Genomic DNA, 24639 nt, shown 5'->3' with positions numbered 1-24639 from the left:
AACAGATCCCGGCGCGGGCAACGTGAAGACCATAGTCAGGCTCTAAACGATGCGTAGCTCTGCGCGCCACAAGCGCTTCAAGCTCAAGTCCGAGATCAACGTCGTTCCCTATATCGACGTGATGCTGGTGCTGCTGATCATCTTCATGGTCACCACGCCGATGCTCAATTCCAACGTCGACGTGAACCTGCCGCAGGCCAATGCCAAGTCGCTGCAGGACAAGAAGGAGCCGGTGATCGTCTCGGTCGACCACAACGGCCAGCTCTATCTCACGCTCGGTACCGAGAAGAAGCAGCCGATCGATGCCCAGACCATGCAGGCCAAGGTGGGTGCCTTCGTGAAGGCAAACCCCGAGGTGAGCGTGCTCGTGGCCGGTGACCGCGACGGCAAGTACGACGGCGTGTACCAGGTGCTGGCCCAGCTGCAGCAGGCCGGCGTCGCCAAGGTGGGTCTGATGAGCGCACCGGAGTCGGGCAGCAAGAAATGAGGGCCGACTCCCTTAAGAGCTTGTTTTCATATGCCAAGCACCTCGCGTTCCGCTTGAGCGGCCGCCAGGCGATAGTGCGTGGCGTAGCGCCTGCCTGGCTGGCAGGTCAAGCCGCGCGCTATCGCCTGGCGGCCGCTCAAGCGGAACCCTGCGGGCCGGGGCTGTTTGCCCACAGGGTTGCGTCATCACTCAGTTGTGTATCGACATACACGCCTTCGTTCTTCCTTGCCCTGCGGGCAAACAGCCCCCGGCGCGAGGCGCTTGGCATATGAAAACAAGCTCTGAAGGCACATCCAAGGCGGTCGTTCTTTCCGCCATCCTGCATCTGGGCATCGTGGGCTTTCTGGCCCTCGCGGTGATCCCGTGCTCGTTCTACGAGGGCCTGTTCGAAACCCTGCATCTGCCGGCGAGCTGGAATCCGATCACCTGCGCCAAGCCGATCGAGCTGCCGGGCGAAATCATCGAGGCGACCCTGGTCGGCCCGACCGGTGCCCCGCCGCCGAAGGCGGTCAAGGCGAAGCCGGTGCCCGATACCGTGCCCCCGCCGCCGACCGTGACGCCGCCGCCGGTGCCCGAAGCGCCCAAGGTGAAGACCTTGCCGCCCCCGCCCGAGCATCCGGACACCAAGGATCAGGAGAAGGTGGTGGCCGATGCGTTGCAGAAGGCCGAGGATGCCAAGAAGGAGCAGGAAGAGAAGCAGCGCCAGCGCGCCGCCGAACTGGATGCCCAGGCCGCCAAGCAGAAGCAGGAAAAGCAGAAACAGCTCGACGAGCTGTTCGCCAAGATGGACGCGGCCGACCAGCAGACCAAGCGGGCGGACAACAAGGCCAAGCAGGCCAAGCAGCAGATGGAAGACCTGAAGAACGCCCAGGACAATGGCCTGGCCAACGTGCCCAATGCCGCCCAGCGGCAGACCGGCAACAACGGTCCCGATGCCGGCCTGCTGGCGCAATATTTGGCGTCGATTCAGAACGCGGTCACGCAGAATTGGTTACGCCCGGATAACATGCCGAACACGCCGTGCATCGTGCACATCGTGCAGCTGCCGGGCGGCGACGTGATGAGCGCCAAGGTCGACTCGAGCTGTCCGTACGACGAGGCCGGCAAGCGCTCCATCGAAAACGCCGTCCTGCGCGCGCAGCCCTTGCCCTACAAGGGTTTCGAAAGCGTATTCCAGCGTCAGATCGATTTCACTTTCAGGCCGCAGTGATGAAGCCCATGCGTAAATTGAGCTCAAGCTTTGCTTTCGTCCTGCTCGTCGTGGCCGCGTTGATCGCCGGTCCCGCAGCAGCCCAGTCGCTCAATGTCGACATCGTCGGCGGCCTCAAGACCGCCACGCCGATCGCCGTGGTCCCGTTCGCCCAGGCGGGCGGTGCGCCGCTGCCGACCGACGTGGCCGACGTCATCCGCAACGACTTCAACCGTTCGGGCAAATTCCGTTCGCTGGCCAAGAGCGAGATCGTCGAGACCCCGTCCAAGGGTTCGGACGTCAACTTCGCCACCTGGCGCCTGCTCAAGCAGGACTACCTCACCATCGGCCGCATCAGCGACGCCGGCGGCGGCATGCTGCGGGTGGAATACGAACTGTGGGACGTCAACAAGCAGCAGAGCCTGCTGGCCCAGGCGTACACCGCGCCGGCCGGTGACCTGCGTGGCGTCGCCCACCAGATCGCCGACGCGATCTACGAGAAGATCACCGGCGTGCGTGGCGCCTTCTGGACCCGCATCGCGTACATCACCGCCGTGGGCCTGGGCAACAACACCACCTACTCGCTGATCGTGGCCGATTCGGACGGCTACAACCCGCAGGTCGTGGCGCGCTCGCGCGAATCGCTGCTGTCGCCGTCGTGGTCGCCGGATGGCCGCAAGATCGCCTACGTGTCGTTCGAAAGCGGCAACTCGGCCATCTACGTGCAAGACATTACGACGGGTTCGCGTCAGCTGATCTCGGCCCGCGCCAAGGGCATCAACGGCGCGCCGGCCTGGTCGCCGGACGGCAGCAAGCTGGCGCTGGCGCTCTCGTACCAGGGCAATCCGGAGATCTACGTGATGGACGTGGGCTCCCGCGCGGAGACCCGCCTGACCAACAACCTGGCCATCGACACCGAGCCGCGCTGGACGCCGGATGGCCAGAGCATCATCTTCACCTCCGACCGCTCGGGTCGTCCGCAGCTCTACCAGATGCCCGCCGGTGGCGGCGGGGCAGACCGCATCACGTTCCAGGGCCAGTTCAACGCCAATGCCTCGATCAGCTATGACGGCAAGCAGATCGCCATGGTGCAGGGCAACGGGAACGTGTATCGTATTGCCATTATGGATCGCAGTCTGGGTGGGCAGGTGCGCTTCATCTCGCCGGGTCCGATCGACGAAACCCCGAGTTTCGCGCCCAACGCCAGCATGCTGTTGTATGCCGCCTCCGAAGGTCGACGTGGTGTCCTCTACGCCGTATCGGCCGATGGTCTTGTGCGGCAACGTCTCGTGTTGGCCGATGGCGATGTTCGCGAGCCGGCCTGGGGTCCCTATCGTCAACGTTGACCAGTTCATGCCCCGGCGCGCGAGCGTCGGGGTCATGTGATCCGGGCGTGAAGCCATAAACGACACAATCCGGGTCAAAACAACTTGCCGGCCGTGGCAATCTGTCGCGGCTGGCGGGTCAGGTGGTTGCGAGACAGCGCACCGCCGGCAGCAAAAATGTCAAAATAACAGCCGGTTCACCGGCGAACACTGTCCCGAAACCGCAATCATTACTGACTGTCGGAACTCAAACCCGTTTGAAGGAACGTCCACCATGAATAAGACCGTTCGCGTCGCCCTGGTCGCCCTGCTCTGCGTTGGCGCGGCCGCATGCTCGAAGAAGCAGGAAGTCAAGCCGCAGCCGCAGCCGGAACAGGCTCCGGTGACCGCCCCGGCTTCCGGCCCGACCAAGTACACCCCGGCTGACCTCGACACCGACGCCTGCCTGCGTCAGCGCGTCGTGTACTTCGATTTCGACAAGGACGAAATCAAGCCGGAGTTCCAGCAGATCATGGCGTGCCACGCCAAGTACCTGCAGGATCGCCCGATGGCCCAGATCCGCCTGGAAGGCAATGCTGACGAGCGCGGCACCCGCGAGTACAACCTCGGCCTCGGCGAGCGCCGCGGCAACGCCGTGTCCAGCGCCCTGCAGTCGAACGGCGGCTCGGCCAGCCAGATCAACGTGATCTCGTACGGCAAGGAAAAGCCGGTGTGCCGTGAGCACAACGAAGACTGCTGGAGCAAGAACCGTCGCGTCGAGATCGTCTACACGGCGAAGTAATGAAGAAGCTACTGGCTAACAGCTTCACGGCCAGGATGGGCATGGCGGGCGCGATCGCGTCCGCCATGCTTTTTGCTGTCCCGGCATTCGCGCAGGATTCCCGCCTCAGCCTCGCCGACCGCGTGTCGCGGCTCGAGCAGCAGGCGCAGAACCAGAACCAGGGCGGCACGAGCCTGGTGAACCAGGTGCAGGCACTGCAGTCGCAGTTGCAGCAGATGCAGGGCCAGATCGAAGAACTGCAGCATCAGTTGCAGGAAGCGAACGACAAGAACAAGGCGCAGTACGTGGATCTCGATTCGCGCCTGGGCCGCCTCGAAGGCGGTGCCGGTGCAGCGGCGAACAATCCGGGTAATGCAGCCAATGCGAATCCGCCTCCGGCCGCGGCCCCCGCGCCCCCGGCGCCGGCTCCGGCCCCCGCGGCGGATGCAGGCAAGGGCGGCAAGCCTGCGGCTGCGGCCGCCGGTGCCACGGTAGGCGCTGCCACAGCCAACGGCAAGGGCGGTGCAGCTCCCGCCAATGCGGCAGGGGCTCAGGCGGCTTATGACGAAGCCTTCAAGTCGCTGCGCGCCGGCGACTACGTGGCAGCGTCACGCGGCTTCCGCGGTTTCATCCAGCAGTATCCCGACAGTCCGCTGCTGCCCAACGCCTATTACTGGCTGGGCGAGTCGTACTACGTCACCATGAACTATTCGGTGGCGCTCGAGGCTTTCCAGCGCCTGCTCAGCCAGTTCCCGCAGAGCGAGAAGGCGCCCGACGCCATGCTCAAGGTCGGCTACAGCCAGATCGAGCTCAAGCAGGTCGATGCCGGCAAGGCCACGCTGAAGAACGTTTCTGCCAAGTTCCCGGGTTCCAAGGCTGCCGGCCTGGCCCAGGAGCGCCTGCGTCGCCTGCAGGTGCAGTCGTCGGCCAATTGAGGTTGACGGTGTGAGCAGTAGCAGCACGAGCGTGGCACCCACCACGCCAGCGCAGGCCGAACGCCTGCGCATTACCGAGATATTCCACTCGATCCAGGGCGAAGCCGACGCGATCGGCTGGCGCACGGTGTTCGTGCGCCTGACGGGTTGCCCGCTGCGCTGCGTGTGGTGCGATACCGAGTATTCGTTCTACGGCGGCAACTGGCGTTCGATCGACGACATCGTGGCCGAAGTGGCCTCGCATGGCGCAAGGCACGTGTGCGTGACCGGCGGTGAGCCGCTCGCGCAGAAGCGGTGTTTGATCCTGCTGACGCGCCTGTGCGACGCCGGCCATGACGTGTCGCTGGAAACCTCGGGTGCGCTTGATGTTTCCATGGTCGATCCACGCGTGCGCAAAGTGATGGACCTGAAGGCGCCCGATTCCGGCGAAGCCAAGCGCAACCTGTGGTCGAACATCGGCCACCTGCTGCCGCACGACCAGGTGAAGATCGTCATCGCCAGCCGCGCGGATTACGAGTGGGCGCGCGAGGCCGTTGCCGAGCACAAGCTTGCCGAGCGCTGCATGGTGCTGTTCTCGCCGGTGCATGGCGCGATCCAGCCGCGCGAGTTGGCCGAGTGGATCATCGAGGACAAGCTCGACGTGCGGTTCCAGTTGCAACTGCACAAGCTGCTGTGGAACGACGAGCCGGGGCACTGACGGTCGCGGGAACGCGCAGGCGCGCTCTCCCGTGCTGGTGACCCACAATCGAGATGCACGTGGCCCCGCAGCGACTTTTCCGGACGCTGCCGTTGCCCAGACAATAGCTTTTCCGCGCGCCGGCCTGTCTGCCGGTGGCGCACTTCGGCCGGATCACCGGCCTGAACCCAGGAGTGGATCTACCGATGTCTCAATCATCTCCCCGCAAGGCCGTCGTGCTCGTCTCCGGCGGCATGGATTCGGCGGTCACCATCGCCATCGCCCGTGAGCAGGGTTATCAGGTACACGCACTGAGCGTGGCCTATGGCCAGCGCCACAGTGCCGAATTGGCGGCGTCCGAGCGTGTCTCGCGCATGCTGGGCGCGGTGGAGCACAAGACCGTGCAGGTGGACCTGCGCTCCATCGGCGGTTCGGCGCTCACCGCCGATATCGACGTGCCGCTCGACCAGACGGGCGACGCCGGCATCCCGGTGACCTACGTGCCGGCACGCAACACCATCATGCTGTCGATCGCGCTGGGCTGGGCCGAGGTACTGGGTTCCACGGACATCTGGTGCGGCGTGAACGCGGTGGACTACTCCGGTTATCCCGATTGCCGTCCCGCCTTCATCGAGTCGTTCGAGCAGCTGGCGAACGTGGCGACCAAGGCGGGCGTGGAAGGGGCGGGCATCCGCATCCACGCGCCGCTGATGCGCATGAGCAAGGCGGACATCGCGCGTGAGGGCCAGCGCCTCGGCGTCGATTTCTCCGAGACGGTGAGCTGCTACCAGGCCGATGCCGAAGGGCGTGCATGCGGCCATTGCGACGCTTGTCATCTGCGCGCGCAGGGCTTCAAGACGGCCGGGCTGCCGGACCCGACGCGCTATATCTGAACGATTTTGGCTTGTGCCATGGGCAGCTAGCCCATAAAATTACGGGCTTGCCTTGGCAGCGGGTCGTTAGCTCAGTCGGTAGAGCAGTAGACTTTTAATCTATTGGTCCCGAGTTCGAATCTCGGACGACCCACCAAAGCATCGAGGACTTGCGTCTGCGCAAGTCCTTTTTTTTGCCTTGGGGGACGACTGTCACGCGCGATAAGCGGGCGGGGTGAGGATCGTTTCATTCGCGCTGGGGTATCCGCGGCGAGAACCCGATGCGTGGCCAATCTCGTCTCTGCGGTCGCGCACTGGGTGCGCTCCTACAAAAGAGATGCAGGGCAAAGCGGTTGCTGGATCAGCCGGCCTGCCGCCAGGCGGGCGAGCTCTGCTTGCGGGCCGTGGAGTTGCGCTCCATGACCGGCATGCGCGGTAGTTCAAACCAGAACGTGCTGCCGCGACCGGGTTCGGAGCGCAGGCCGATGCGCGTGCCAAGCAGCCGGGCGAGCCGTTCGGCGATGGCGAGGCCGAGACCATAGCCGCCGCGCCGCTCGCTTTCTCCCGCCTGCAACTGCACGAATTCCTCGAAGATGCGCTGCTGGTGGATCACCGCGATGCCGGGGCCGTTGTCGCGCACTTCGATGCGCACCGCCTGGCCGCGCCGACGCGCGGCGATCAACACGCGTCCTTCGGGGGCGTTGATGATGGCGTTGCTGGCCAGCTGGTAGAGCAGGCTGGCGGCCACCTCGGCATCCCCGTGCAGTTGATGGTGGCTGCCGCGCCACACCAGCGTGACGTGATGCTCCGCCGCCTGGTCGGCGAGCGAGCTGCGATCGCGCATGAACAGCTCGGCCGCCGAGAAGCCGCTGGGCTTGACGGCGATGACGCCGGCGTCGAGTCGCGAAATCTCCAGCAGGGCGCCGAGCAGCCGCGTCATCGCGGCGATGCTGGTGCGCATCTGCTGGAACAGCGACTGGCGTTCCTCTTCGCTGCCACCGTCCACGCCGGCGGCGAACAGCTCGAGTGCCTGCAATGGCTGGCGGAAGTGGTGACTGACCAGGGCGATGAACTGCGATTTGCTGCGCGTGGCGGCCTGGCTCTGCCGCAGGCGATCGAGCGCCTCCACGGCATTGTCGTGCTGCATGGTGCTCCAGTCGCGGCGCTGTTCTTCCAGCAGTTCCGAGAGCCGTTGCAGGGTGAGGCGGATGTCGTTGAACTCCGGACCGGTGGGCTCGGCATCGATCACGGGTGGGCGCGCATTGACCATTTCATGCAGCGCGTCCTGTACGTGCCCCAGGGGCACGAGGACGTGATGGCGCAGGGTGACGCGCGCGAGCCAGGCCAGCACGAGAATGCCTGCCGCGCAAAGGCCGCCCAGCAACCAGACCAGGCCCTGCGCCAGGCGAAGCGGACGGATGTCCACCTGCATGCTCAGCCATGAGGGCGGATTACCGCTGCCATGCATTTCGCCGCGATAGACCGTGCCGCCCTGCGAGAGCGCCGTGCCGCTGCTGTAGAGGCTGCCATCGGGGCGATGCAGCTCGACGCGCCGCAGCTGGTCCGCCTGTCCATCGCGCAGCGCCTGGTCGAGTGCGCCCTGCGGCGAGGAGCCCGCATCGGTACCCAATTCGCCGGCGAGATGTTCCAGCCGCAAGGTGATGGCGGCCTCGGCGCGCTCGCTCATGGTGTGCGTCTGCTGCACGCACAGTGCGAGCACGAGCGCCAGCGCGGCGATCGTACTGGGCAGGATGACGTCGATGAAGAGGCGCGGGAGCAGTCGCTGGCGCGATTCCATGGCGTCAGGCCTCCATGGCCGCGGGTGGCAAGGCAAGCCGCCCCACGCATCGCCCGGACGTCCTCTGGCACGGCATGGCTGGCGTCGGCTTCATGATGTGTGGCTCGCGATGGTCGGCGATAGGAACGGCCCTTGGCGCACGTCATCTTGGTGAAATGCCCTGGGATGCACTCTAAAGAATTCGCCGGGAGGCAACGATAGCCACTTCGTTCTAGCGCGAGGCGCCATAGTTCGAACGGCCTATATGCCCTGCCGGGCAGCATGTTGCGGCGCAAGAACCGGGGCCAAGCGGACGCGGTGGCGATTGCATGACGCCGAAGCCGTTTGGCGCTACCTTGCACAACCGCATGGCCCACCGGGCCTCATGGAGATCCTCATGTCCGCACCTCGTCGTCTGCTGCTCGCCTTTTCCCTGCTTGGCTTCGCTACCGTCGCCATGGCGCAGGATCTTCCGGCCAACATGCCCAAGCGCAAGCCAGGCCTGTGGGAGATGCAGACCTCCGGCATGGGCGGCCACGCCCAGATGATGAAGCTTTGCCTGGACGCGGACACCGACCAGGCGATGTACAAGATGGGCTCGCAGATGAGCGGCCAGATGTGCAGCAAGTTCAACGTCAACGTGCAGGGCGCCACGGTCGTGTCCGATGCCGTCTGCAAGCTCAACACGCCCAATGGCGCGGTCAACATGACCAGCCACAGCGAAACCAAGTTCGACGGCGACACGGCTTATCGCACCGAAGGCCACATGAAGTACGAGCCGGCGGTGATGGGCCAGAGCGAGATGGCGATGACCAGCTCGGGCCATTGGGTTGGCGAGTGTCCGGCAGGTCAGAAGCCCGGCGACATGGTGATGCCCAATGGCAGCACCATGAACATCAAGGACATGCAGCACCACTGAGTGCTGCGTTCTGCGTGGAGGCCCGCCTCGTGCGGGCGTCCGCACGAGGCGGCGCGGCGACTACGGTTTCGTCGGCGCCATCAACTGGTGGACCAGCATCTGGTGTTCGGCGTCGATCTTGTGCAGGCGCGCCTGCATGGCGGCATCGCTGACCCATTGCGCGCTGTAGGCGCGCCGCCGGTCGAGGTTGAACTCGATGTCCGCGAAAGGCACCAGCGTTTCGTTGCCGGCTGGCGCGAAGCCACTGATGTCGTGGATCAGTTGCAGCTTGGCCAGCTCGGCCTGCGCGTTCTTTCCGGTGCCATAGGTCGTAAGGGCGGCAGCGACGCGCTGGCGAAGTTCGGCGGGCAGGTCTTCGCGTATCACCACGACGGCATGCGGAATCAGGCTGGACGTCCATAACACGCGAAGCCGCGCGTACTGGTCGGGAAATCGCTTGGCGAAGCGCTCCAGGTCCGCCGTGTTGTTGGTGGCGACGTCGACCTCGTTGTTCGCGACCGCCAGGGCATTGTTCTGGTGGTTGTCCACGATGACATTCGCGAAGAACGTGTCCGAATCGAGGCGGCGGTTGGCGAACAGCTGGGTTTCCGGCACCAGGTAGCCGGAAACCGACAGCACTTCGCCGCGGCCATACCTCAGGCGGCCCGGTTGGCGGAACATGTCCTCCACGTCGCGCAGCGGCGAGTCCTTGGCAACCAGCAGCACCGAGTAATAGCCGCGCGAACCGTTGGTGCGTGTCAGCTGGGCAATCACCCGCATGCGATCGTGGGTGACGGCGTCGAGCGCCAGCCGGCCGGAAACGAAGGCGAAATCGACGCGTTCCTCGGACAGCGCCTGGGCCAGGCCTTCATACGTGCTGACCGAAATGCTGTGGATCGGCAGCCCCAGCGTGTGGCTCAGGTCGTCCAGCATCGGCCGCCATGCGGCCAGCGATTCCGATGGCCCGCCGATCGGCAGGATGCCGAAGGTGAGGGCGCTGATGTGCTTGGCGTCGTGCGGAGGACTGGCGGGTTGCGCTGCATGTGCCGGGATGCCGCTCAGGCACGCCAGCATCAGGCCGATGGCGGCCCGCCGGATGGACCGGAAACTCCGGCTTGTCACCCATCCCTTCGGCAAGACGGCGTTCTCCTGGAAGCCTCAGACGCTCGACGCCATCGGCGTACGAAGGGGATGGGCTGCAGTCGCCACGGGCGCGTCGACCTTACAGGCCGCTGATGCGTCGCGAGGCCACCACCGCCTCCACGCGATTGCGCACGTTGAGCGCGCGGAAAATGGCGGCGAGATGGATCTTCACCGTGCCTTCGCTGATCCCGAGGTCGCGCGCGATCAGCTTGTTCGGCTTGCCCTGCGAGAGCAGCCGCAGCACGTCGATCTGGCGTTCGGTGAGCAGCTTGCGCAAGCGCTCTTCCAGCGAGTCGGACGGGGTGGACATCGGCGCGGGCGGCTGCACCGTCGCGGTGGCTGCGCCATTGATCGCGCCATCGCTGCGCTCCTGCAGCATCAGCGGCGGCACGTACACGCCGCCGGACAGCACCAGGCGCACGGCGGACAGCATGACGTCCGGCGAATAGGCCTTGGGGATGAAGCCCTGCACGCCCATCGCAAGCAGGTTCTTCATGAGGTTGGGATCTTCCACGCCCGACAGCACGATGACGGGCAGTTCGGGCAGTTGTTCGATCACTTCCGTCAGGTGTTCGCTGCCCTGGACACCGGGCATGGCCAGGTCGATCAGTGCGAGCGAAAGCGACGCTGCGTCGGGTGCGTGGATCGCATCGCGCAGCTCGGCCATGTCCATGGCGGTGACAAAGTCGGTGCCCGGCCCAAGCTCAGCCAGCTTGAGCTTGACCCCTTCGACGATCAGTCGATGGTCGTCCGCAATCAGTATGCGCATGTCGTTCCCCGTGACGCGCGCACGGCGCTCCCATCGCCATGCATCGCGAACGCAACATAGCCCCAGCGTGCGCCTACGGCAACCTCGCGGCGCTTACGAACGGTCTAGTCATAAGGTCATATGGCCCGGCATGCAGGCGGCCGAGAGAATCGGTACGGTGCGACGGTGGTCGTCCATTGCACCAAGCAACAGGGGCGGCGCCGACGGTATGACGCTGCGTGGGTTTGTTTTGATGGGAGACGGTGCGAACGGGTCGGGTGATGCGCATGGCGCCTTGCCTCGACGCCGGAGCCATGGGTGTCATGCGGCTGCTGGAGTGTTACGCACCTTTGTTTTCGTATGGCTTGCTCATCGAGGAGCAGGCATCGACGCCTGACGGCCCGGGCGAGCTGGCGACCGTGCAGGCGCGCGCCCGCGCCATCATGGACGAGGCCCGCGGCAAGGCGCTTGCTGCAGGCAAGCCGCTGGCCGATGTCGAGATGGCCGGCTTCGCCGCGGTGGCCTGGTTCGACGAGATCGTCATGCGCCAGGATGCATGGAAGCATCTGGCCAGTCCCCTGCAATTGGAGCTGTTCGGCACGGCCAGCGCCGCCAGTGAATTCTTCGACCATCTCGCGCGCCTGCCGCCCACGGCGGAAGAGGTGCGCGAGGTGTTCGGCATGGCGCTGATGCTGGGCTATGTCGGGCAGTACTACTACGAGCAGGACGACAGCGGCGAGCTGGGCAGGATCAAGGCCTTGTACTGCCGCCCCAGCATCACGGCACCGGGCGTGCTGCAGTCGCTGCAGCGCGAACCGATCACGCCGCAGCCCTATCTCGCCCCCGGGTCGCAGCCGTTGCGGTTGCCGGCGTCATGGGTGGGGCGCCGGTCGATGCAGTTCGTCGCGGCGGCCGTGGTGTTGCTCGTGCTGGTGGCGTTCGTGGCGCCGGTATTCAGCCACGTGATTTCCATGCAGACCTGGTCGCTGCTGGGCCTGGGCGTGGTCGCCGCGAGTGCGCTGGCCTGGGCCGGTGCGCTGGCGTGGCATCGGCTGGTGGTGATGCGTGCGCACACGCGTGTGGCCTCGCACCCCGAGGCGAGCTATGGCATTGGCGACGTATGGTCCGTGTTGCTCGATGCCGCGCGGCACGTGCGCGGTACGGTGTTGCATCCGTTCCGTCGCCGCGGCGAATGGCGGAAGCTGTCCAGGCATCCCTGGCTGATGTTCCTCGGTGACAGCGCGGCCGAGGTGCGCAGCCTGCTGCAGGCTGCGGCGCACGCACCACATGCACGCAGTTCCGCCACGAATACCGAAGCCCGCCCGTGGTACTGGTGGATCTTCCGTTCGGTGGTCGCGATCGAACCCGGCGGATACCTGCTCCAGGCAGGTGGCGAACCGCACGGGCAGGCGTCATCCTGGTCGCAGGCACTCGCGCTGCTGGCGCGCGAGCGCCGCAAGCTCCCGCTGGACGGCATGGTGCTGTGCGTGTCGGCGCAAAGCCTGCTCGAATCCACCACGCAGATCAGCGCCCGCGCCGCGCGGCTGCAGGAGATGGCCGGAGAAGCGACGCGGCATCTGCAGTTGCAGCTGCCGCTGTACGTGGTGGTGACCGGGCTGGAGGCATTGCCCGGCCACGCCGCGGTGAGGTCGACCCTGCCGTCGGCCGTGTTCAGGCGCGTGCTGGGTTGGCGGATCGCCTTGCCGTCTCCCGGACCGACCCCACTGCATGGACGTATGGACGTCCGTGGTGAAGAGGTGGGGCATCGCCTGCGGGGAGCGGCCTTGGCGGCTCTGGCCGTGCAGCGCCACGCCCACGGACGCCGCGAGGTGTTTGCTTTCCTGCAGTCGCTGCCCATGCTGCAACGTGGGCTGCAGGTATTCCTCGACCGGCTGATGGCCGGCGAAGGCAGCGCCGGCCGTCGCCTGTTGTGGTGCGGCCTGTACCTCACCGGCGGCGCACGGCCCAGCGCCCCCAGCGGCGATTTCGTCGACGACCTGTTCGGTCGCTTCCTGTCGGCCGACCGCCTGCTGGCGCGCCGCATCGCGGCGGAAGGCTGAAGTCTCGCGCTGGCCTGATCAGGCCACCGTGGCGCGGTTCGTACTCCACGCGGCCACCATCGCTTCACGCAACTGTTCGGGCGACACCGGCTTGTAGAGCACGGGAATGCGTGCGGCCATGATTTCCCGCAGGCGGTCGCTGCGTGTTTCGCCGGTGATGAGCAGGCGCGGGAATGGCGCGTTGCCGTCGCGCTGGTAGTGCTGGTCGAGCGCTGCGAGCACGTCCAGCCCGCTCTCGCCATCGCGCAGGCGCAGGTCGGAGATCACGATGTCGGGCGGCGTCGGCCATTCCTCCGCGGCAAGCATCGCCTGCGTGCGATCTTCCGCCACCGCCACCTCGCAGCCCCAGCTGCGCAGCAGGTAGCGGATGCCCGAGAGAATGGCCGGTTCGTCGTCGATCACCAGCACGCGCATGCCCGAGACATCGAGCGGCGTTTCCTCGTCCGTGCCGTGAGGCACCTGCTGCGGAGGCACCTGCGGCAGGTGGAAGCTGAAGACGCTGCCGCGCCCGGGCGTCGACTTCAGCTGCACCTGGGTGTCCAGCAGTTCGGCCAGGCGTTGCACGGTGGCGAGGCCCAGGCCGAGGCCGCGTCGCGGCCCGGTGTCGTGCTCGTGGTTGCCGTGGCATTCCACGCGATAGAACTCATCGAATACGCGCGCCTGGTGTTCCGGCGCGATGCCGGTGCCGGTGTCCCATACATCCAGGCGCACGGTGCCATCGCTGCGGCGACGCGCGACCACCAGCACGCCACCTTCGTGCGTGTAGCGCAGCGCATTGCTCACCAGGTTGTTGAGGATGCGCGCGAGCATCGTGCGATCGCTGCGCACCCAGACATCGGTAGTGCGCATGATCAGGCGCAGGCCATGCTGCTCGGCGATCATGCGGAAGTTGCGGCTCACTTCCTCCAGCACCTGGTCGAGCGGGAATTCGGTGATCTCGATCTGCATCGCTCCGGTTTCCAGCCGCGAGAGATCGAGCAGTTCGCTGAAGAGATGATCGAGCGCCTCGACGCATTCCTGGATGTGGGCGATGCGGTCGAGCCGGATCGGGTCGCGCTCGTCCTCGGCCAGCGAAGAGGAGAACAAGGTCAGCGCATAGAGCGGCTGGCGAAGGTCGTGCGACGCCGCGGCGAGGAAGCGTGCCTTGGCCACGCTGGCTGCCTCCAGCGCCGCGTTCTTTCGCGCCAGTTCCACCGTGGCGTGCTCGATCTCCTTTTCCATGCTGCGCTGCACATCGAACAGCGCGAGCGCGGCGCTGTTGAAGCCGCGCTGCAGTTCGCCGATTTCGGTCTGGTCGGTGACCTCCACCTCGACGTGGCGATCGCCGCGTCCCAGCTGGTGCACGGCGGACACCAGGCGGCGCAGCGGTGCGCTCATCCAGCGCGCGGCCTGCCAGCCGATGACCGCGGCGACCAGCACGCTCAGCGCCAAGGCGAAGAGCGCATTGCGCAGGCTCGCCTGCTGCGCCGCGATGGCATCGCTCAGGCTGACGTCGACCATCACCGAGCCCAGCACGGGGCGACCGGGTTGTTCGGTATCGACGACATCGCGCACGACCGTCAGTGTCTCGGCGTTGCCGCCGCCGCTGCGGCCGAGGTTGTCGGCGAGGATCTCGCCGTCCGCCGCGCGGATCTGCACGCGGGCGACGTGGGGCAGGTCGCCGATCGATTCGGCGATACGCACCAGTTCACGACGCTGCATGTCGCGCAGCGCCGTGGTGGAAACGGAGGCGGCCTGGGTCGCGATGGCATCGGCGGTGATCTGCGCCATGCCGCGCAGGCTGTTGAGCTGGTGCTGGGTGAGGATGACGACCAGCAGCGTGGCCGTCACCAGCGTGGGCACGAGCGCGACCAGGGCCAATCGCTGCATCAGCGACGTGCGCCGCCACCACCGTCCCGCTCGGGAGTTCGCCCCTGCACCCATCGGCCGTCGACCCCTTCCGGCGTCCATGCGCCAGGCGCCGCCAGCCTAGCGCGATTCACGAAGTAGGGCAGCTAGCCCATTGGCCGAGGGGGTATAGCCTTACCGGTCGTGGGAATTTGCCGAGGTAGCGAGCCCTGCCTGGCGTCGTCGGCGGCTGAAGCGTTCCACTAGCAAGGGCAGTAAGGCGAGCAGTCCGATCGCACTGAGCGGCATCCAGATCGAGCGCTGCATCAGAAGGCCTAGGCCGAAATGGCCCTGACTTTGCGCCAGGGCCTCGCCGAGTCCGGCGCCGATGGACGTCTCGAAAATCAGGGAGACGGTGCCGCCCAGCCAACTGGCGCCGAGGAACAGCCACAGCGGGCAACGCAGCCAGGCGAGCCCCACCGTGATCAACCCGAACGGCGCCACCGGTATGAAGCGCAGGAACATGGTGTAAGCCACCGGATGACGCTCGAAACCATGGTGCAGCTTGTCGACGATCGCCGGCGGATGCTTGCTGCCGGCGCCGAAGGCATAGCGACTCGCCAGAAACAGGATCAGCGTGCCCAGCGTGAGCCCGATCGAGCCGTAGATGCTTCCTTCCAGCGCGCCGAAGGCGAACCCGCCGGCCATGATGATGATGACCGTACCGGGGATGCCGGTCGACATGGCGAGGGTGAGCAGGCCGATGAAGGTGATGCGGCTGAGCCAGGGCGCATTGGCGATGTCCGTGCGCAGCTGTGCCTGGTGCATCACCAGCTGCTCAGGGTGCAGGCGGTCCAGCGCGCCCGAGCTGAACAGCACGATGCCGGCCACGACCAGCAGGATCAGCGGCAAGGCAGCGCGCAGGCGGCTCAATAGTGCTGCCCGGTCTGGCCGTAGGCGGCGAGCACGCTGCGCGCTTCGTCACGCAGGATGTCCCGGCGCACGGCGATGCCGCGTCGCTCCAGCTCGCCCACCCAGTCCGCCGGCAGCGGACCTTCGTCGAACTCGGTGAGTTCTTCCACGTCTTCGGAACGCGCGCCGATCAGCAGTTCATCCACGCCGGCCCACACGGTAGCGCCGTAACACTGGCAACACGGCTGCGCGCTGGTGGCCAGCGTGTAGCTGCCACCGTCCTGGTTGAGGCGGAACGCGGCGAGGCGCTGCTGCGCGGTCATGTACGCCATCATTTCCGCGTGCGCGACCGAGCAGGTCTGTGGCACGACGCGATTGACGCCCACCGACACGACGCGGCCGTCGGCGTTGAACACGGCGGCGCCGAACGGGCCGCCCTGTCCATGCTCGATGTTGCGTCGTGACAGTTCGATCGCCAAACCCACGCGCTCCTCGTCGGTGACGTAGCGCTTCCGCTCGTCGACCACATCGCCGATCCACGGCGGCAGGGTCAGGTGAATCTGAAGACTGAGCATGCTAGAGCCTGATTATGCTCTCCATATGGCCCGCGCCGGGATCTGTTTGCGCGCCAGCCAAGGAAGAGTGAAGGAGTGTATGTCGATACACGACTGAATGATGACGACGGCGGGAGGGCAAACAGGCCCGGCCCGAAGGGTTGCGCAGGCGATATGGAGAGCATAATCAGGCTCTTGTTTCCCTGTGATGTCGGCGTCAGCCGGCCTGCTTGGCCCAGGTATCACGCAGGGTGACGGCACGGTTGAACACCGGCGCGCCGGGCTTGTGGTCCACGCGATCGGCCACGAAGTAGCCGAGGCGCTCGAACTGGAAACGCTGCTCAGGCTCCGCGGAGGCCGCGGCAGGTTCCAGCCATGCGCGCACCACGCGCTTGGCGTCGGGGTTGATGTGTTCGATCCAGGTCTTGCCGTCGCTCTCGTCGTCCGGATCCGCCACGTTGAACAGGCGATCGTAGACGCGCACTTCGGTGGAGACGCCGTGCTTCGCGCTTACCCAGTGGATGGTGCCCTTCACCTTGCGGTCGGCGCCCGGCATGCCCTGGCGCGATTCGAGGTCGAGCGTGCAGCGCAGTTCGACGACGTTGCCGTCGGCGTCCTTCACCAGCTCGTCGCACTTGACGATGCCCACGCCGCGCAGGCGCACTTCGCCTTCGGGCTTCAGCCGATGGAAACCCTTCGGCGGCACTTCGGCGAAGTCGTCGCGCTCGATCCACAGCTCGCGCGCGAACGGCACCTCGCGCGTACCGAAGCTCTCGTCCTTGGGATGGTTCGAAAAGGTCAGCGTCTCTTCGTGCCCTTCCGGCAGGTTGGTGATCACCAGCTTCAGCGGATCGAGCACCGCCATGCGGCGCGGCGCCGTGGCGTCGAGGTCTTCGCGAATGCAGTTCTCGAGGATCGAGTAGTCGATGATGCTGTTCTGCTTGCTGACGCCCAGCCGTTCGATCAGCAGGCGCAGGCCGCCCGGCGTGAAGCCGCGGCGACGCAGGCCACGCAGCGTGTTCATGCGCGGATCGTCCCAGCCGTCCACCAGGTTCTCGTTCACCAGCTGTGCGAGCTTGCGCTTGCTGGTGATGGAGTAGGAGAGGTTGAGGCGCGAGAACTCGATCTGTCGCGGCTTGGCGGGCTCGGTGCGGAAACCGCCTTCGCGCAGGTGCTGCCACAGCTCCGGATGGTTGACCAGGTCGACCTTGTCGACGAACCAGTCGTACAGCGGACGATGGTCTTCGAACTCCAGCGTGCAGAGCGAGTGCGTGATGCCTTCCAGCGCATCCGACAGGCAATGCGCGTAGTCGTACATCGGGTAGATCGGCCACGCGTCGCCGGTGTTCTGGTGCGCCACCTTGCGGATGCGATAGATCGCCGGGTCGCGCATGTTCATGTTGCCCGACGCCATGTCGATCTTCGCGCGCAGCGTCTTGGAGCCGTCGGCAAATTCGCCCGCGCGCATGCGACGGAACAGGTCGAGGTTCTCCTCCACGCTGCGGTCGCGGAACGGCGAAGGACGGCCCGGCTCGGTGAGCGTGCCGCGGTAGGCACGCATGTCTTCCGGACTCAGGTCGTCGACGTAGGCCACGCCGTCCTGGATCAGCTTGACCGCCGCGTCATAGAACACCTCGAAGTAATCCGAGGCGTGGCGCAGGTCGTGCCACTCGTAACCGAGCCAGCGCACGTCGTCCTTGATGCCCTCGACGAACTCGGGGTCTTCCTTGCCCGGATTGGTGTCGTCCAGGCGCAGGTTGCACCAGCCGGTAAACTCCCGGGCGATGCCGAAGTTCAGGCAGATCGCCTTGGCGTGGCCGATGTGCAGGTAACCGTTGGGTTCGGGCGGGAAGCGGGTGCGGATGTCATGGTGCTTACCCGTGGCCAGGTCCTCGCGGATGATCTGGCGGATGAAGTCCCGTTGTCCCTCGGCCTGCGGGGTGGCGGGCGAGGTGGTGGGTTCAACGGTGGCTTTATCGGTGGACATCGGAAACTCGAAACCCGTGCGAGGTGGCGGAACCGCCAAGTTTACCTTGTCCTAGATGGGGGTGTTTCCCCCCGGATTCATCATCCCCCTTGGCTGTAGGAGCGCACCCAGTGCACGACCGCAGAGGCAGGCATGGCCGAAGAGCCGGGTTGTCGCCGCTCCAGCGCCCACGCCGCACACGTAAAGGCCTTTCGCGCACTGGGTGCGCTCCTACAGGTGGTGCCGAGCAAGCGGGCTGTCGCTGACAATAGTCATCCAAATCAGGTCTACTAGCGGCATGTCGACGGATACCTCTCTTTTCGCCGTTTTTTTGCCCCTCGCGCCGCCGAACCGGGCTGGCGCCCGATGAACCATCCCGTGGTCGTCACGCCCCTGGCTACCGCGCCGCTGAACACCCGCATCGCCTTCCTGCTGGAGCTGGCGCGTCGCCTGCACCAGTACGGCACGGCCGCACCGCGCCTGGAGGGAGCCATCGGAGGGGCGGCGCAGCGTCTTGGCCTGTTGGCGGACGTGTGGTCCAGCCCCACCGCGATCATCATTTCGTTCACCGACCTGGACCAGGGCGAGGATGACGTGGCCCAGGTCACCCAGGTGATGAGGCTGGCGCCGGGTGACGTGAACCTGGCGCGGCTCAGCGAGGCGGACGAGATCGCGGACAAGGTGATTGCCGGCGACATCGAGTTGAGGGAAGGCTTCCGCCGTTTGCGCGAGCTCGGCCGTCCCGACACGCGTCGCGCACAGGCGGGGGTGATCGCCAGTTACAGCCTCGCCGCGGCGAGTGTGGTGGCGCTGCTGCTGCACAGTTCGTGGGCCGACCTGATCACCGCGGCGGTGATCGGGCTCATCATCGGCTCCATCACCGTGCTCTCGGCCACGCGTCCGCGGCTGGCCGTGGCCAGCGAGGCGATCAGTGCGCTGGTGGCTACCACCATCGCCATCGTGGTCAGCCAATTCGTGGTGCCGCTGGCGATCAAATCGGTGATCCTCGCGGGCCTGATCGTGCTGATGCCCGGCATGACGCTCACCACGGCGGTGCGCGAAATTTCCAGCCAGCATCTGGTGGCTGGCGTGGCACGCATGGGTGGCGCCATCGCCACGCTGATCAAGCTCACTTTCGGCACCGTGGCAGCGACGCAGCTGTGCAACGCCTTCGGCATCGAGGGGCGCGATTACGCGCTGACGCCTTTGCCGGCTTGGACCGATTACCCGGCCTTGCTGGTGGGCGCATTCGCCTTCGCCGTGTCGTTCCGCGCGGCGCGACGCGACTGGCTGGTGGTCATGGCGGCGGTGGTGCTGGGTTATCTCGCCACGCGCTGGGGCGGCGCCCTGGCGGGCAAGCTGCCGGCGGCGCCATTCGGGGTATTCCTCGGTGGCCTGATGCTCAGCAGCCTGGCCAATCTTTACGCGCGCTTCGTGCATCGCCCGGGTGCCATCATCCGTGAGCCCGGCATTATCCTGCTGGTGCCGGGAAGCGTCGGATTTCGCAGCGTTTCCTATTTGCTGGAACGCGACACCACGCTAGGCATGGATAGCAGCATGCTGCTGATTACCCTGCTTATTGCGCTGGTGGCGGGGTTGTTGTTCGGCGATTTGCTGATCGCACCACGCCGGTCGCTGTGACGGAATGACCGAAAGCGAAACGCCGGCGAATCGCCGGCGTTTTTCTTCTGAAGAAATGAAAGGAATGGCGATCAGATCGCCAGGTCCTTTTCTTTCTTGCCCGCCTTCAATGCATCGTTGAACCAGCGGGGACGCTTGCCGCGACCGGACCAGGTCTGCTCGGGATCAGCCGGATTGCGGTATTTCGGCGCCACGGTGCCACCGGCACGACGACCCTTGCCGCCACGACCCGGGCCAAAGACATCCTCGAACGAGAATCCCTCCGCCTTGATCAGCGCATGGATCTTGTCGCGCAGCTTGGCCACTTTTTCCTTGCGCAGCTCCTGCTGGCGCGATTGCGCCTTGGTGATCAGGTCATTGAGCTGGTTGTGATTGAGGTTCTTGATGTCAACTGCCATAAGTAACTCCCGGGGGTGGGTTATTAGCTAATGCATGGCGCCGCGACTTAAGGCGGTGCATCCATAAGAGTCCTTCGATTCTTACCGATAATCGCGGGCATTTGCAAAAGGCGCGGGATTATTTCCGGATAATCGAGGCCAATGGAGGGGCTAATGCCGGCATTTAATATTCGAATGCCGGCATGCATGGATTATTGCCTTGCGTGTGCATAACGAAAAACGGCCGCTTTCGCGGCCGTTTTCCACAAACGCATCGACGACCTCAGCCCAGCAGTGCGAGCAGCTCGTCCTGCGTGATGGCGCGGGCTTCGGCCTCATCGCGGGCGCGGTATTCCAGCGTGCCGGCCGCGAGACCGCGCTCGCTGATCACCACGCGATGCGGGATGCCGATCAGCTCCATATCGGCAAACATCGCGCCGGGGCGCAGCCCGCGGTCGTCCAGCACCACGTCGATGCCGCGCTGCTGAAGCTCGCGATACAGCGTTTCGGCCGCCTGGGCGATTTCCGGCGAGTTCTTCGGATTGATCACGCACACGGCGACGCGCCAGGGCGCCATCGGCTCGGGCCAGATGATGCCGGCGTCGTCGTGGCGCTGCTCGATGGCGGCGGCCACGATGCGGCTGACGCCGATGCCGTAGCAGCCCATCAGCATCACCTGTGCCTTGCCGTTTTCGTCGAGCACGGTGGCCTTCAGCGCTTCGGCGTACTTGTTGCCGAGCTGGAACACGTGGCCCACCTCGATGCCGCGCGCGATCTGCAGCGTGCCCTTGCCATCGGGCGACGGATCGCCGGCGACCACCTTGCGGATGTCCTCCACGCGGGTGATGCGCGCGTCGCGCTCCCAGTTGGCGCCGGCGTAATGGGTGCCATCCTGATTGCCGCCGCAGACGAAGTCGGCGAGCACGGCCGCATCGCGGTCGACGATTACCGGGATTTCGGCGGGCAGGCCCACCGGCCCGATGAAGCCGGGCCGCGTGCCGGTAAGCGCGAGGATTTCCTCTTCCGTGGCCAGCACGGATTCGCCGGGCATCTCGGCGAGCTTGCCGGCCTTCACCTCGTTGACCTCGTGGTCGCCGCGCACGCACAGCGCCACCAGGCCCTTGCTGCCGCGCACCAGGATGGTCTTGATGCACTGCCCGGGCGTCACCTTGAGGAAGGCGGCCACTTCATCGATGGTCTTCTGTGTGGGCGTGTCGACGCGCTTGAGCTCGGCGGACGGCGCAGGGCGCTCGATGGTCGGCGCCAGCGCTTCGGCCTTTTCGATGTTGGCCGCGTAGTCGGAGCCGTCGGAGAAGATCAACGCGTCTTCGCCCGAGTCGGCCAGCACCTGGAACTCGTGGCTCGCATTGCCGCCGATGGCGCCGGTATCCGCCTGCACCGCGCGGAACTTCAGGCCCAGGCGGGTGAAGACGTTCGAGTACGCGCGATACATCGTGTCGTACGTCTGCTGCAGCGAATCCTGCGAAAGATGGAAGGAGTAGGCATCCTTCATCAGGAACTCGCGCGCGCGCATTACGCCGAAGCGCGGACGGATCTCGTCGCGGAACTTGGTCTGGATCTGGTAGAAGTTCACCGGCAGCTGCTTGTAGCTCTTCAGCTCGTTGCGCGCGAAATCGGTGATGACTTCCTCGGCCGTGGGCGCGTAGCAGAACCCTTGCTCCTTGCGATCCTTGATCTTCAGCAGCTGCGGGCCGAACTTCGCCCAGCGGCCGCTTTCCTCCCACAGCTCCTGCGGCTGGATGGTAGGCATCAGCAGTTCAACGGCGCCTGCGCGATCCATTTCCTCGCGCACCACGTTTTCCACCTTGCGCAGCACGCGCAGGCCCAGCGGCGACCAGGTGTACAGGCCTGCGGCAAGCTTGCGGATCATGCCGGTACGCAGCATCAGCCTGTGGCTGGCGATTTCGGCGTCGGCGGGGACTTCCTTGACGGTGGCCAAGTGGAATTGGCTGAGGCGCATGTGGCGGATCCGGCGGGTGAAAGAGGCCGATTATAGCGATCCGCGGCGCCACAAGCCGGGCCCGCGTCGGGGCCCGGCGAGCAGGAGCTTCAGTTGCCGGAGCAGTACTGCTGGTATTGGGCTTGCGAGGTGGCCTGCTGTTGCTGGCGCTGGTCGGCATCCAGCAGCTTCTGCTGGCCGTTCTGTTCCATCACCACCGGCCCGCCGCCCTTGAGCGCATCGAGATTGTTCTTGAGGTTGGCGCAAAGCTTCGCGCGATTCTCAGGGTTGTCCACCATCGGCAGCGACGACTGGGACGCGGACGGCTTGGCCTCGGACGTGCTCTCGCTGGGCTTCGACGGCGCCGGCTCGGCAATCGGTTCCACCGTCCCGGTAGTGGTGACCTTGCTGTACTTGGTGCCCTGCGCCGGCGGCGCATCCGAGTAGTGCACGGTGCCGTGGGCATCGGTCCACTTGTACGCCTGGGCGGCGACCAGGGGCGCGGCAAGCAGCAGTGCGGTAGCGATCAGCAGGCGGCGCATTAGGTACTCCGGGGCATCAGGCAAAGGGTGCGCATTTGTTAACACCCCCCACGGCCGGACTCAAGCGGGGGATGGTTTACACTGCGCGCATTCCGTCACGGATTGATTCATGAGCGAGAGCGTACCCGTCCGCCCCCCGCGTCATCGGGGCATCTACCTGTTGCCGAACCTGTTCACGACCGGCGCGATGTTCGCCGGCTTTTACGCGATCGTGGCAAGCATGGGCGGGGATTTCAGCTCGGCCGCCATCGCCGTATTCGTGGCGGCGCTGCTCGACGGCATGGACGGCCGGGTCGCGCGCCTCACGGGTACGCAGACCGAGTTCGGCGTGCAGTACGACTCGCTGTCCGACCTGATCAGCTTCGGCCTGGCGCCGTCGCTGGTCATGTACAGCTGGTCGCTCTCCACGCTCAAGGAGTACGGCCCGACCTGGGGCAAGATCGGCTGGGCTGCCGCCTTCATCTACGCCGCCTGTGCCGCGCTGCGCCTGGCGCGCTTCAACACGCAGGTCGGCGTGATCGACAAGCGTTACTTCCAGGGCCTTGCCAGTCCCGCGGCAGCGGCCGTGTGCATGTCCTTCGTGTGGAGCATGGACAAGTTCGGCATCCTCGGCGAAGAGGTCTGCTTCATCACGCCGGTGATCGCCGTGGTGGTCGGGTTGCTGATGGTGAGCCGGTTCCGCTACTACAGCTTCAAGTCGCTGCCGATGGGCGGCGAGGGACGCGTGCCGTTCCTGTGGATCATCGTGGGCGTGCTGGTGCTCGTGCCGTTCTTCATCGATCCGCCGCGCGTGCTGTTCGTGGTGTTCTCGCTTTACCTGCTGTCGGGGCCGGTGATGACCTTGTGGGGTCGCGCCACGCACCGCCGCCGTCGCGGAGCGGCCTGACATGGCCGCCCCGGCACACGCCACATCGGCCCGTCGCGGACGCGTTCTGCGGGCGCTCGGCATCACGCCGTGGACGCAGCGAAACGTGCCGGCGCAGGTTGTCGCCGCGGCTACGTCTGAAGACGTGCCGGCAACTGCCATGGGCACGGGGGAGTGCGTGGTGCTGCTGCCCGCGGGCTGCTCGCCGCGCGAGCTCGATCTGGTGGGCCGGGCGCTGATGAGTTGTGGCCCGGCGCTGGCGCGGGCGCCGCGCATCGAGGTGAGCAACGGTCATCTGCCGAAGGCTCCCGAGGCACGTGCCTATCTGGTGTTTGGCGAAGCCCAGGCCCACGCATTGGGACGGGAGTTGCCGGCGGCCGTGCTGAGCCGTGCGCATATCGTGCTCGCGGATGAGCCAAACGGCGTATTGTCGTCGGGCGCGGGCAAGCGTCGCCTGTGGAATGCCTTGCGCAGCCTGCGTCGCGCCTTGTCCCAACCGTCGGAGTGATCGTCCATGGTCGCGGTGGCACGTCCCCTTGCAGAGATCCGCGCCATGCGGCGCGACGACGTGCCCATCGTGGCCGCGATGGAGGCCGCCTCCTACGACTTTCCGTGGACGCCCGGCATCTTCACCGACTGCCTGAAGGCCGGTCATCCCAGCTGGGCCATGTGGGTGGACGGCGTGATCGCCGGCTATGGCGTGCTGTCGGTGGCGGCCGGCGAGGCGCACGTGCTCAACGTATGCGTGGGGCCGGATTACCGGGGGCTCGGGTTGGGACGCTTCCTGCTGAAGCGGCTGCTCGACATTGCCCGCTGGAATGGTGCGGGTCGCGTGTTCCTCGAAGTGCGCCCTTCCAATCCCGTGGCGCAGAGCCTGTATCGCGCGATGGGTTTCGAAGAGATCGGACGGCGCCCCAAGTACTACCCCGCCAAGGACGGGCGCGAGGACGCCATCGTGATGGCGCGCGACCTGGGCGAAGGACAATAGCCCCGCCACCTTTGTAGGAGCGCACCCAGTGCGCGACCGCGGCATGGATGCATGCCGCGGTGGTGGGTCTTCGCGACCACCGTCAACCGAGATGGAAGGACAGGCTGCGATCGCGCACTGGGTGCGCTCCTACAACA

23 protein-coding genes and 1 tRNA gene are annotated in these 24639 nt (G+C 65.9%); 14 read left to right on the top strand and 10 right to left on the bottom strand.

The window, feature by feature from the left end; translation table 11 throughout:
- The first annotated feature begins 49 nt into the window (after positions 1 to 49).
- The 8 genes from tolR to CA260_RS16460 all read left to right on the top strand — a co-directional run bounded on the left by tolR (position 50) and on the right by CA260_RS16460 (position 6401).
- A complete protein-coding gene (gene tolR, locus CA260_RS16495; protein WP_111984108.1) occupies positions 50 to 487 on the top strand; it encodes a protein TolR in 438 nt (145 codons plus the stop codon).
- A 268-nt stretch (positions 488 to 755) separates the two neighbouring features.
- Positions 756 to 1697: a cell envelope integrity protein TolA gene (gene tolA, locus CA260_RS16490; protein ID WP_111984107.1), complete on the top strand. Its 942-nt coding sequence runs from the start codon at positions 756 to 758 to the stop codon at positions 1695 to 1697.
- Positions 1698 to 1705: 8 nt separating this feature from the next.
- On the top strand, positions 1706 to 3022 hold the full coding sequence (gene tolB / locus CA260_RS16485) for a Tol-Pal system beta propeller repeat protein TolB (protein ID WP_111984435.1): 1317 nt from the start codon (positions 1706 to 1708) through the stop codon (positions 3020 to 3022).
- A gap of 253 nt (positions 3023 to 3275) precedes the next feature.
- Positions 3276 to 3782, top strand: a complete 507-nt coding sequence (gene pal / locus CA260_RS16480; protein ID WP_038620971.1) for a peptidoglycan-associated lipoprotein Pal — start codon at positions 3276 to 3278, stop codon at positions 3780 to 3782.
- Complete coding sequence (ybgF, locus tag CA260_RS16475) at positions 3782 to 4696, top strand: tol-pal system protein YbgF (protein WP_172461874.1); 915 nt, start codon at positions 3782 to 3784, stop codon at positions 4694 to 4696. Before pal ends, ybgF begins: the two co-directional genes overlap by 1 nt.
- Before the next feature lie 31 nt (positions 4697 to 4727).
- Positions 4728 to 5393: a 7-carboxy-7-deazaguanine synthase QueE gene (gene queE / locus CA260_RS16470; RefSeq protein WP_111984106.1), complete on the top strand. Its 666-nt coding sequence runs from the start codon at positions 4728 to 4730 to the stop codon at positions 5391 to 5393.
- Between the two features lie 185 nt (positions 5394 to 5578).
- Positions 5579 to 6265, top strand: coding sequence for a 7-cyano-7-deazaguanine synthase QueC (gene queC / locus CA260_RS16465; RefSeq protein WP_111984105.1), 687 nt, complete (start codon positions 5579 to 5581; stop codon positions 6263 to 6265).
- Positions 6266 to 6325: 60 nt separating this feature from the next.
- Positions 6326 to 6401, top strand: a tRNA-Lys gene (locus CA260_RS16460).
- Positions 6402 to 6605: 204 nt separating this feature from the next.
- Here the strand turns inward: CA260_RS16460 and CA260_RS16455 are convergent.
- On the bottom strand, positions 6606 to 8042 hold the full coding sequence (locus CA260_RS16455; protein ID WP_111984104.1) for a sensor histidine kinase: 1437 nt from the start codon (positions 8040 to 8042) through the stop codon (positions 6606 to 6608).
- A gap of 376 nt (positions 8043 to 8418) precedes the next feature.
- Here CA260_RS16455 and CA260_RS16450 point away from each other — a divergent pair, with 376 nt between their 5' ends.
- Positions 8419 to 8940: a DUF3617 domain-containing protein gene (locus tag CA260_RS16450; protein WP_172461873.1), complete on the top strand. Its 522-nt coding sequence runs from the start codon at positions 8419 to 8421 to the stop codon at positions 8938 to 8940.
- Positions 8941 to 9000: 60 nt separating this feature from the next.
- On the opposite strand, the gene phnD is transcribed toward CA260_RS16450, so the two are convergent.
- Both phnD and CA260_RS16440 read right to left on the bottom strand, forming a co-directional pair.
- Complete coding sequence (gene phnD, locus CA260_RS16445) at positions 9001 to 10056, bottom strand: phosphate/phosphite/phosphonate ABC transporter substrate-binding protein (RefSeq protein WP_238149790.1); 1056 nt, start codon at positions 10054 to 10056, stop codon at positions 9001 to 9003.
- 85 nt (positions 10057 to 10141) lie between these two features.
- A complete protein-coding gene (locus tag CA260_RS16440; protein ID WP_111984101.1) occupies positions 10142 to 10831 on the bottom strand; it encodes a LuxR C-terminal-related transcriptional regulator in 690 nt (229 codons plus the stop codon).
- A gap of 266 nt (positions 10832 to 11097) precedes the next feature.
- On the opposite strand from CA260_RS16440, the gene CA260_RS16435 reads away from it, so the two are divergent.
- On the top strand, positions 11098 to 12870 hold the full coding sequence (locus CA260_RS16435; protein WP_172461872.1) for a type VI secretion protein IcmF/TssM N-terminal domain-containing protein: 1773 nt from the start codon (positions 11098 to 11100) through the stop codon (positions 12868 to 12870).
- A gap of 18 nt (positions 12871 to 12888) precedes the next feature.
- On the opposite strand, the gene CA260_RS16430 is transcribed toward CA260_RS16435, so the two are convergent.
- From CA260_RS16430 to CA260_RS16415, 4 genes are all read right to left on the bottom strand, one after another.
- Entirely contained in the window at positions 12889 to 14739 is a 1851-nt protein-coding gene (locus CA260_RS16430) for an ATP-binding response regulator (protein WP_111984099.1), read from the bottom strand.
- Positions 14740 to 14892: 153 nt separating this feature from the next.
- Positions 14893 to 15630: a TVP38/TMEM64 family protein gene (locus tag CA260_RS16425; RefSeq protein WP_111984098.1), complete on the bottom strand. Its 738-nt coding sequence runs from the start codon at positions 15628 to 15630 to the stop codon at positions 14893 to 14895.
- Complete coding sequence (locus CA260_RS16420; RefSeq protein ID WP_111984097.1) at positions 15627 to 16184, bottom strand: nucleoside deaminase; 558 nt, start codon at positions 16182 to 16184, stop codon at positions 15627 to 15629. Before CA260_RS16420 ends, CA260_RS16425 begins: the two co-directional genes overlap by 4 nt.
- 196 nt (positions 16185 to 16380) lie before the next feature.
- Complete coding sequence (locus tag CA260_RS16415; protein ID WP_111984096.1) at positions 16381 to 18150, bottom strand: glutamine--tRNA ligase/YqeY domain fusion protein; 1770 nt, start codon at positions 18148 to 18150, stop codon at positions 16381 to 16383.
- Between the two features lie 345 nt (positions 18151 to 18495).
- Here CA260_RS16415 and CA260_RS16410 point away from each other — a divergent pair, with 345 nt between their 5' ends.
- Positions 18496 to 19770, top strand: a complete 1275-nt coding sequence (locus CA260_RS16410) for a threonine/serine ThrE exporter family protein (RefSeq protein WP_111984095.1) — start codon at positions 18496 to 18498, stop codon at positions 19768 to 19770.
- A gap of 71 nt (positions 19771 to 19841) precedes the next feature.
- Here the strand turns inward: CA260_RS16410 and CA260_RS16405 are convergent, their stop codons facing one another.
- The 3 genes from CA260_RS16405 to CA260_RS16395 form a co-directional block, all read right to left on the bottom strand.
- A complete protein-coding gene (locus tag CA260_RS16405; protein ID WP_111984094.1) occupies positions 19842 to 20168 on the bottom strand; it encodes an H-NS family nucleoid-associated regulatory protein in 327 nt (108 codons plus the stop codon).
- A gap of 262 nt (positions 20169 to 20430) precedes the next feature.
- On the bottom strand, positions 20431 to 22128 hold the full coding sequence (locus CA260_RS16400) for a proline--tRNA ligase (RefSeq protein ID WP_111984093.1): 1698 nt from the start codon (positions 22126 to 22128) through the stop codon (positions 20431 to 20433).
- An 89-nt stretch (positions 22129 to 22217) separates the two neighbouring features.
- Positions 22218 to 22649: a DUF4124 domain-containing protein gene (locus tag CA260_RS16395; protein WP_111984092.1), complete on the bottom strand. Its 432-nt coding sequence runs from the start codon at positions 22647 to 22649 to the stop codon at positions 22218 to 22220.
- A gap of 109 nt (positions 22650 to 22758) precedes the next feature.
- Between CA260_RS16395 and pssA the strand changes: the two genes are divergently transcribed.
- From pssA to rimI, 3 genes are read left to right on the top strand one after another with little or no spacing between them, the layout of a single operon-like run.
- Positions 22759 to 23535 carry a CDP-diacylglycerol--serine O-phosphatidyltransferase gene (gene pssA, locus CA260_RS16390; RefSeq protein WP_111984091.1) on the top strand — a complete coding sequence of 259 codons (777 nt, stop codon included), beginning with the start codon at positions 22759 to 22761 and terminating at the stop codon, positions 23533 to 23535.
- A gap of 1 nt (position 23536) precedes the next feature.
- On the top strand, positions 23537 to 24022 hold the full coding sequence (locus CA260_RS16385) for a hypothetical protein (RefSeq protein WP_111984090.1): 486 nt from the start codon (positions 23537 to 23539) through the stop codon (positions 24020 to 24022).
- A 6-nt stretch (positions 24023 to 24028) separates the two neighbouring features.
- On the top strand, positions 24029 to 24502 hold the full coding sequence (rimI, locus tag CA260_RS16380; protein ID WP_111984089.1) for a ribosomal protein S18-alanine N-acetyltransferase: 474 nt from the start codon (positions 24029 to 24031) through the stop codon (positions 24500 to 24502).
- The last annotated feature ends 137 nt before the right edge of the window (positions 24503 to 24639 follow it).

The organism is Dyella jiangningensis (assembly GCF_003264855.1).
GTDB lineage: Bacteria > Pseudomonadota > Gammaproteobacteria > Xanthomonadales > Rhodanobacteraceae > Dyella > Dyella jiangningensis_C.
This window is presented reverse-complemented; position numbering and strand designations above follow the sequence as displayed.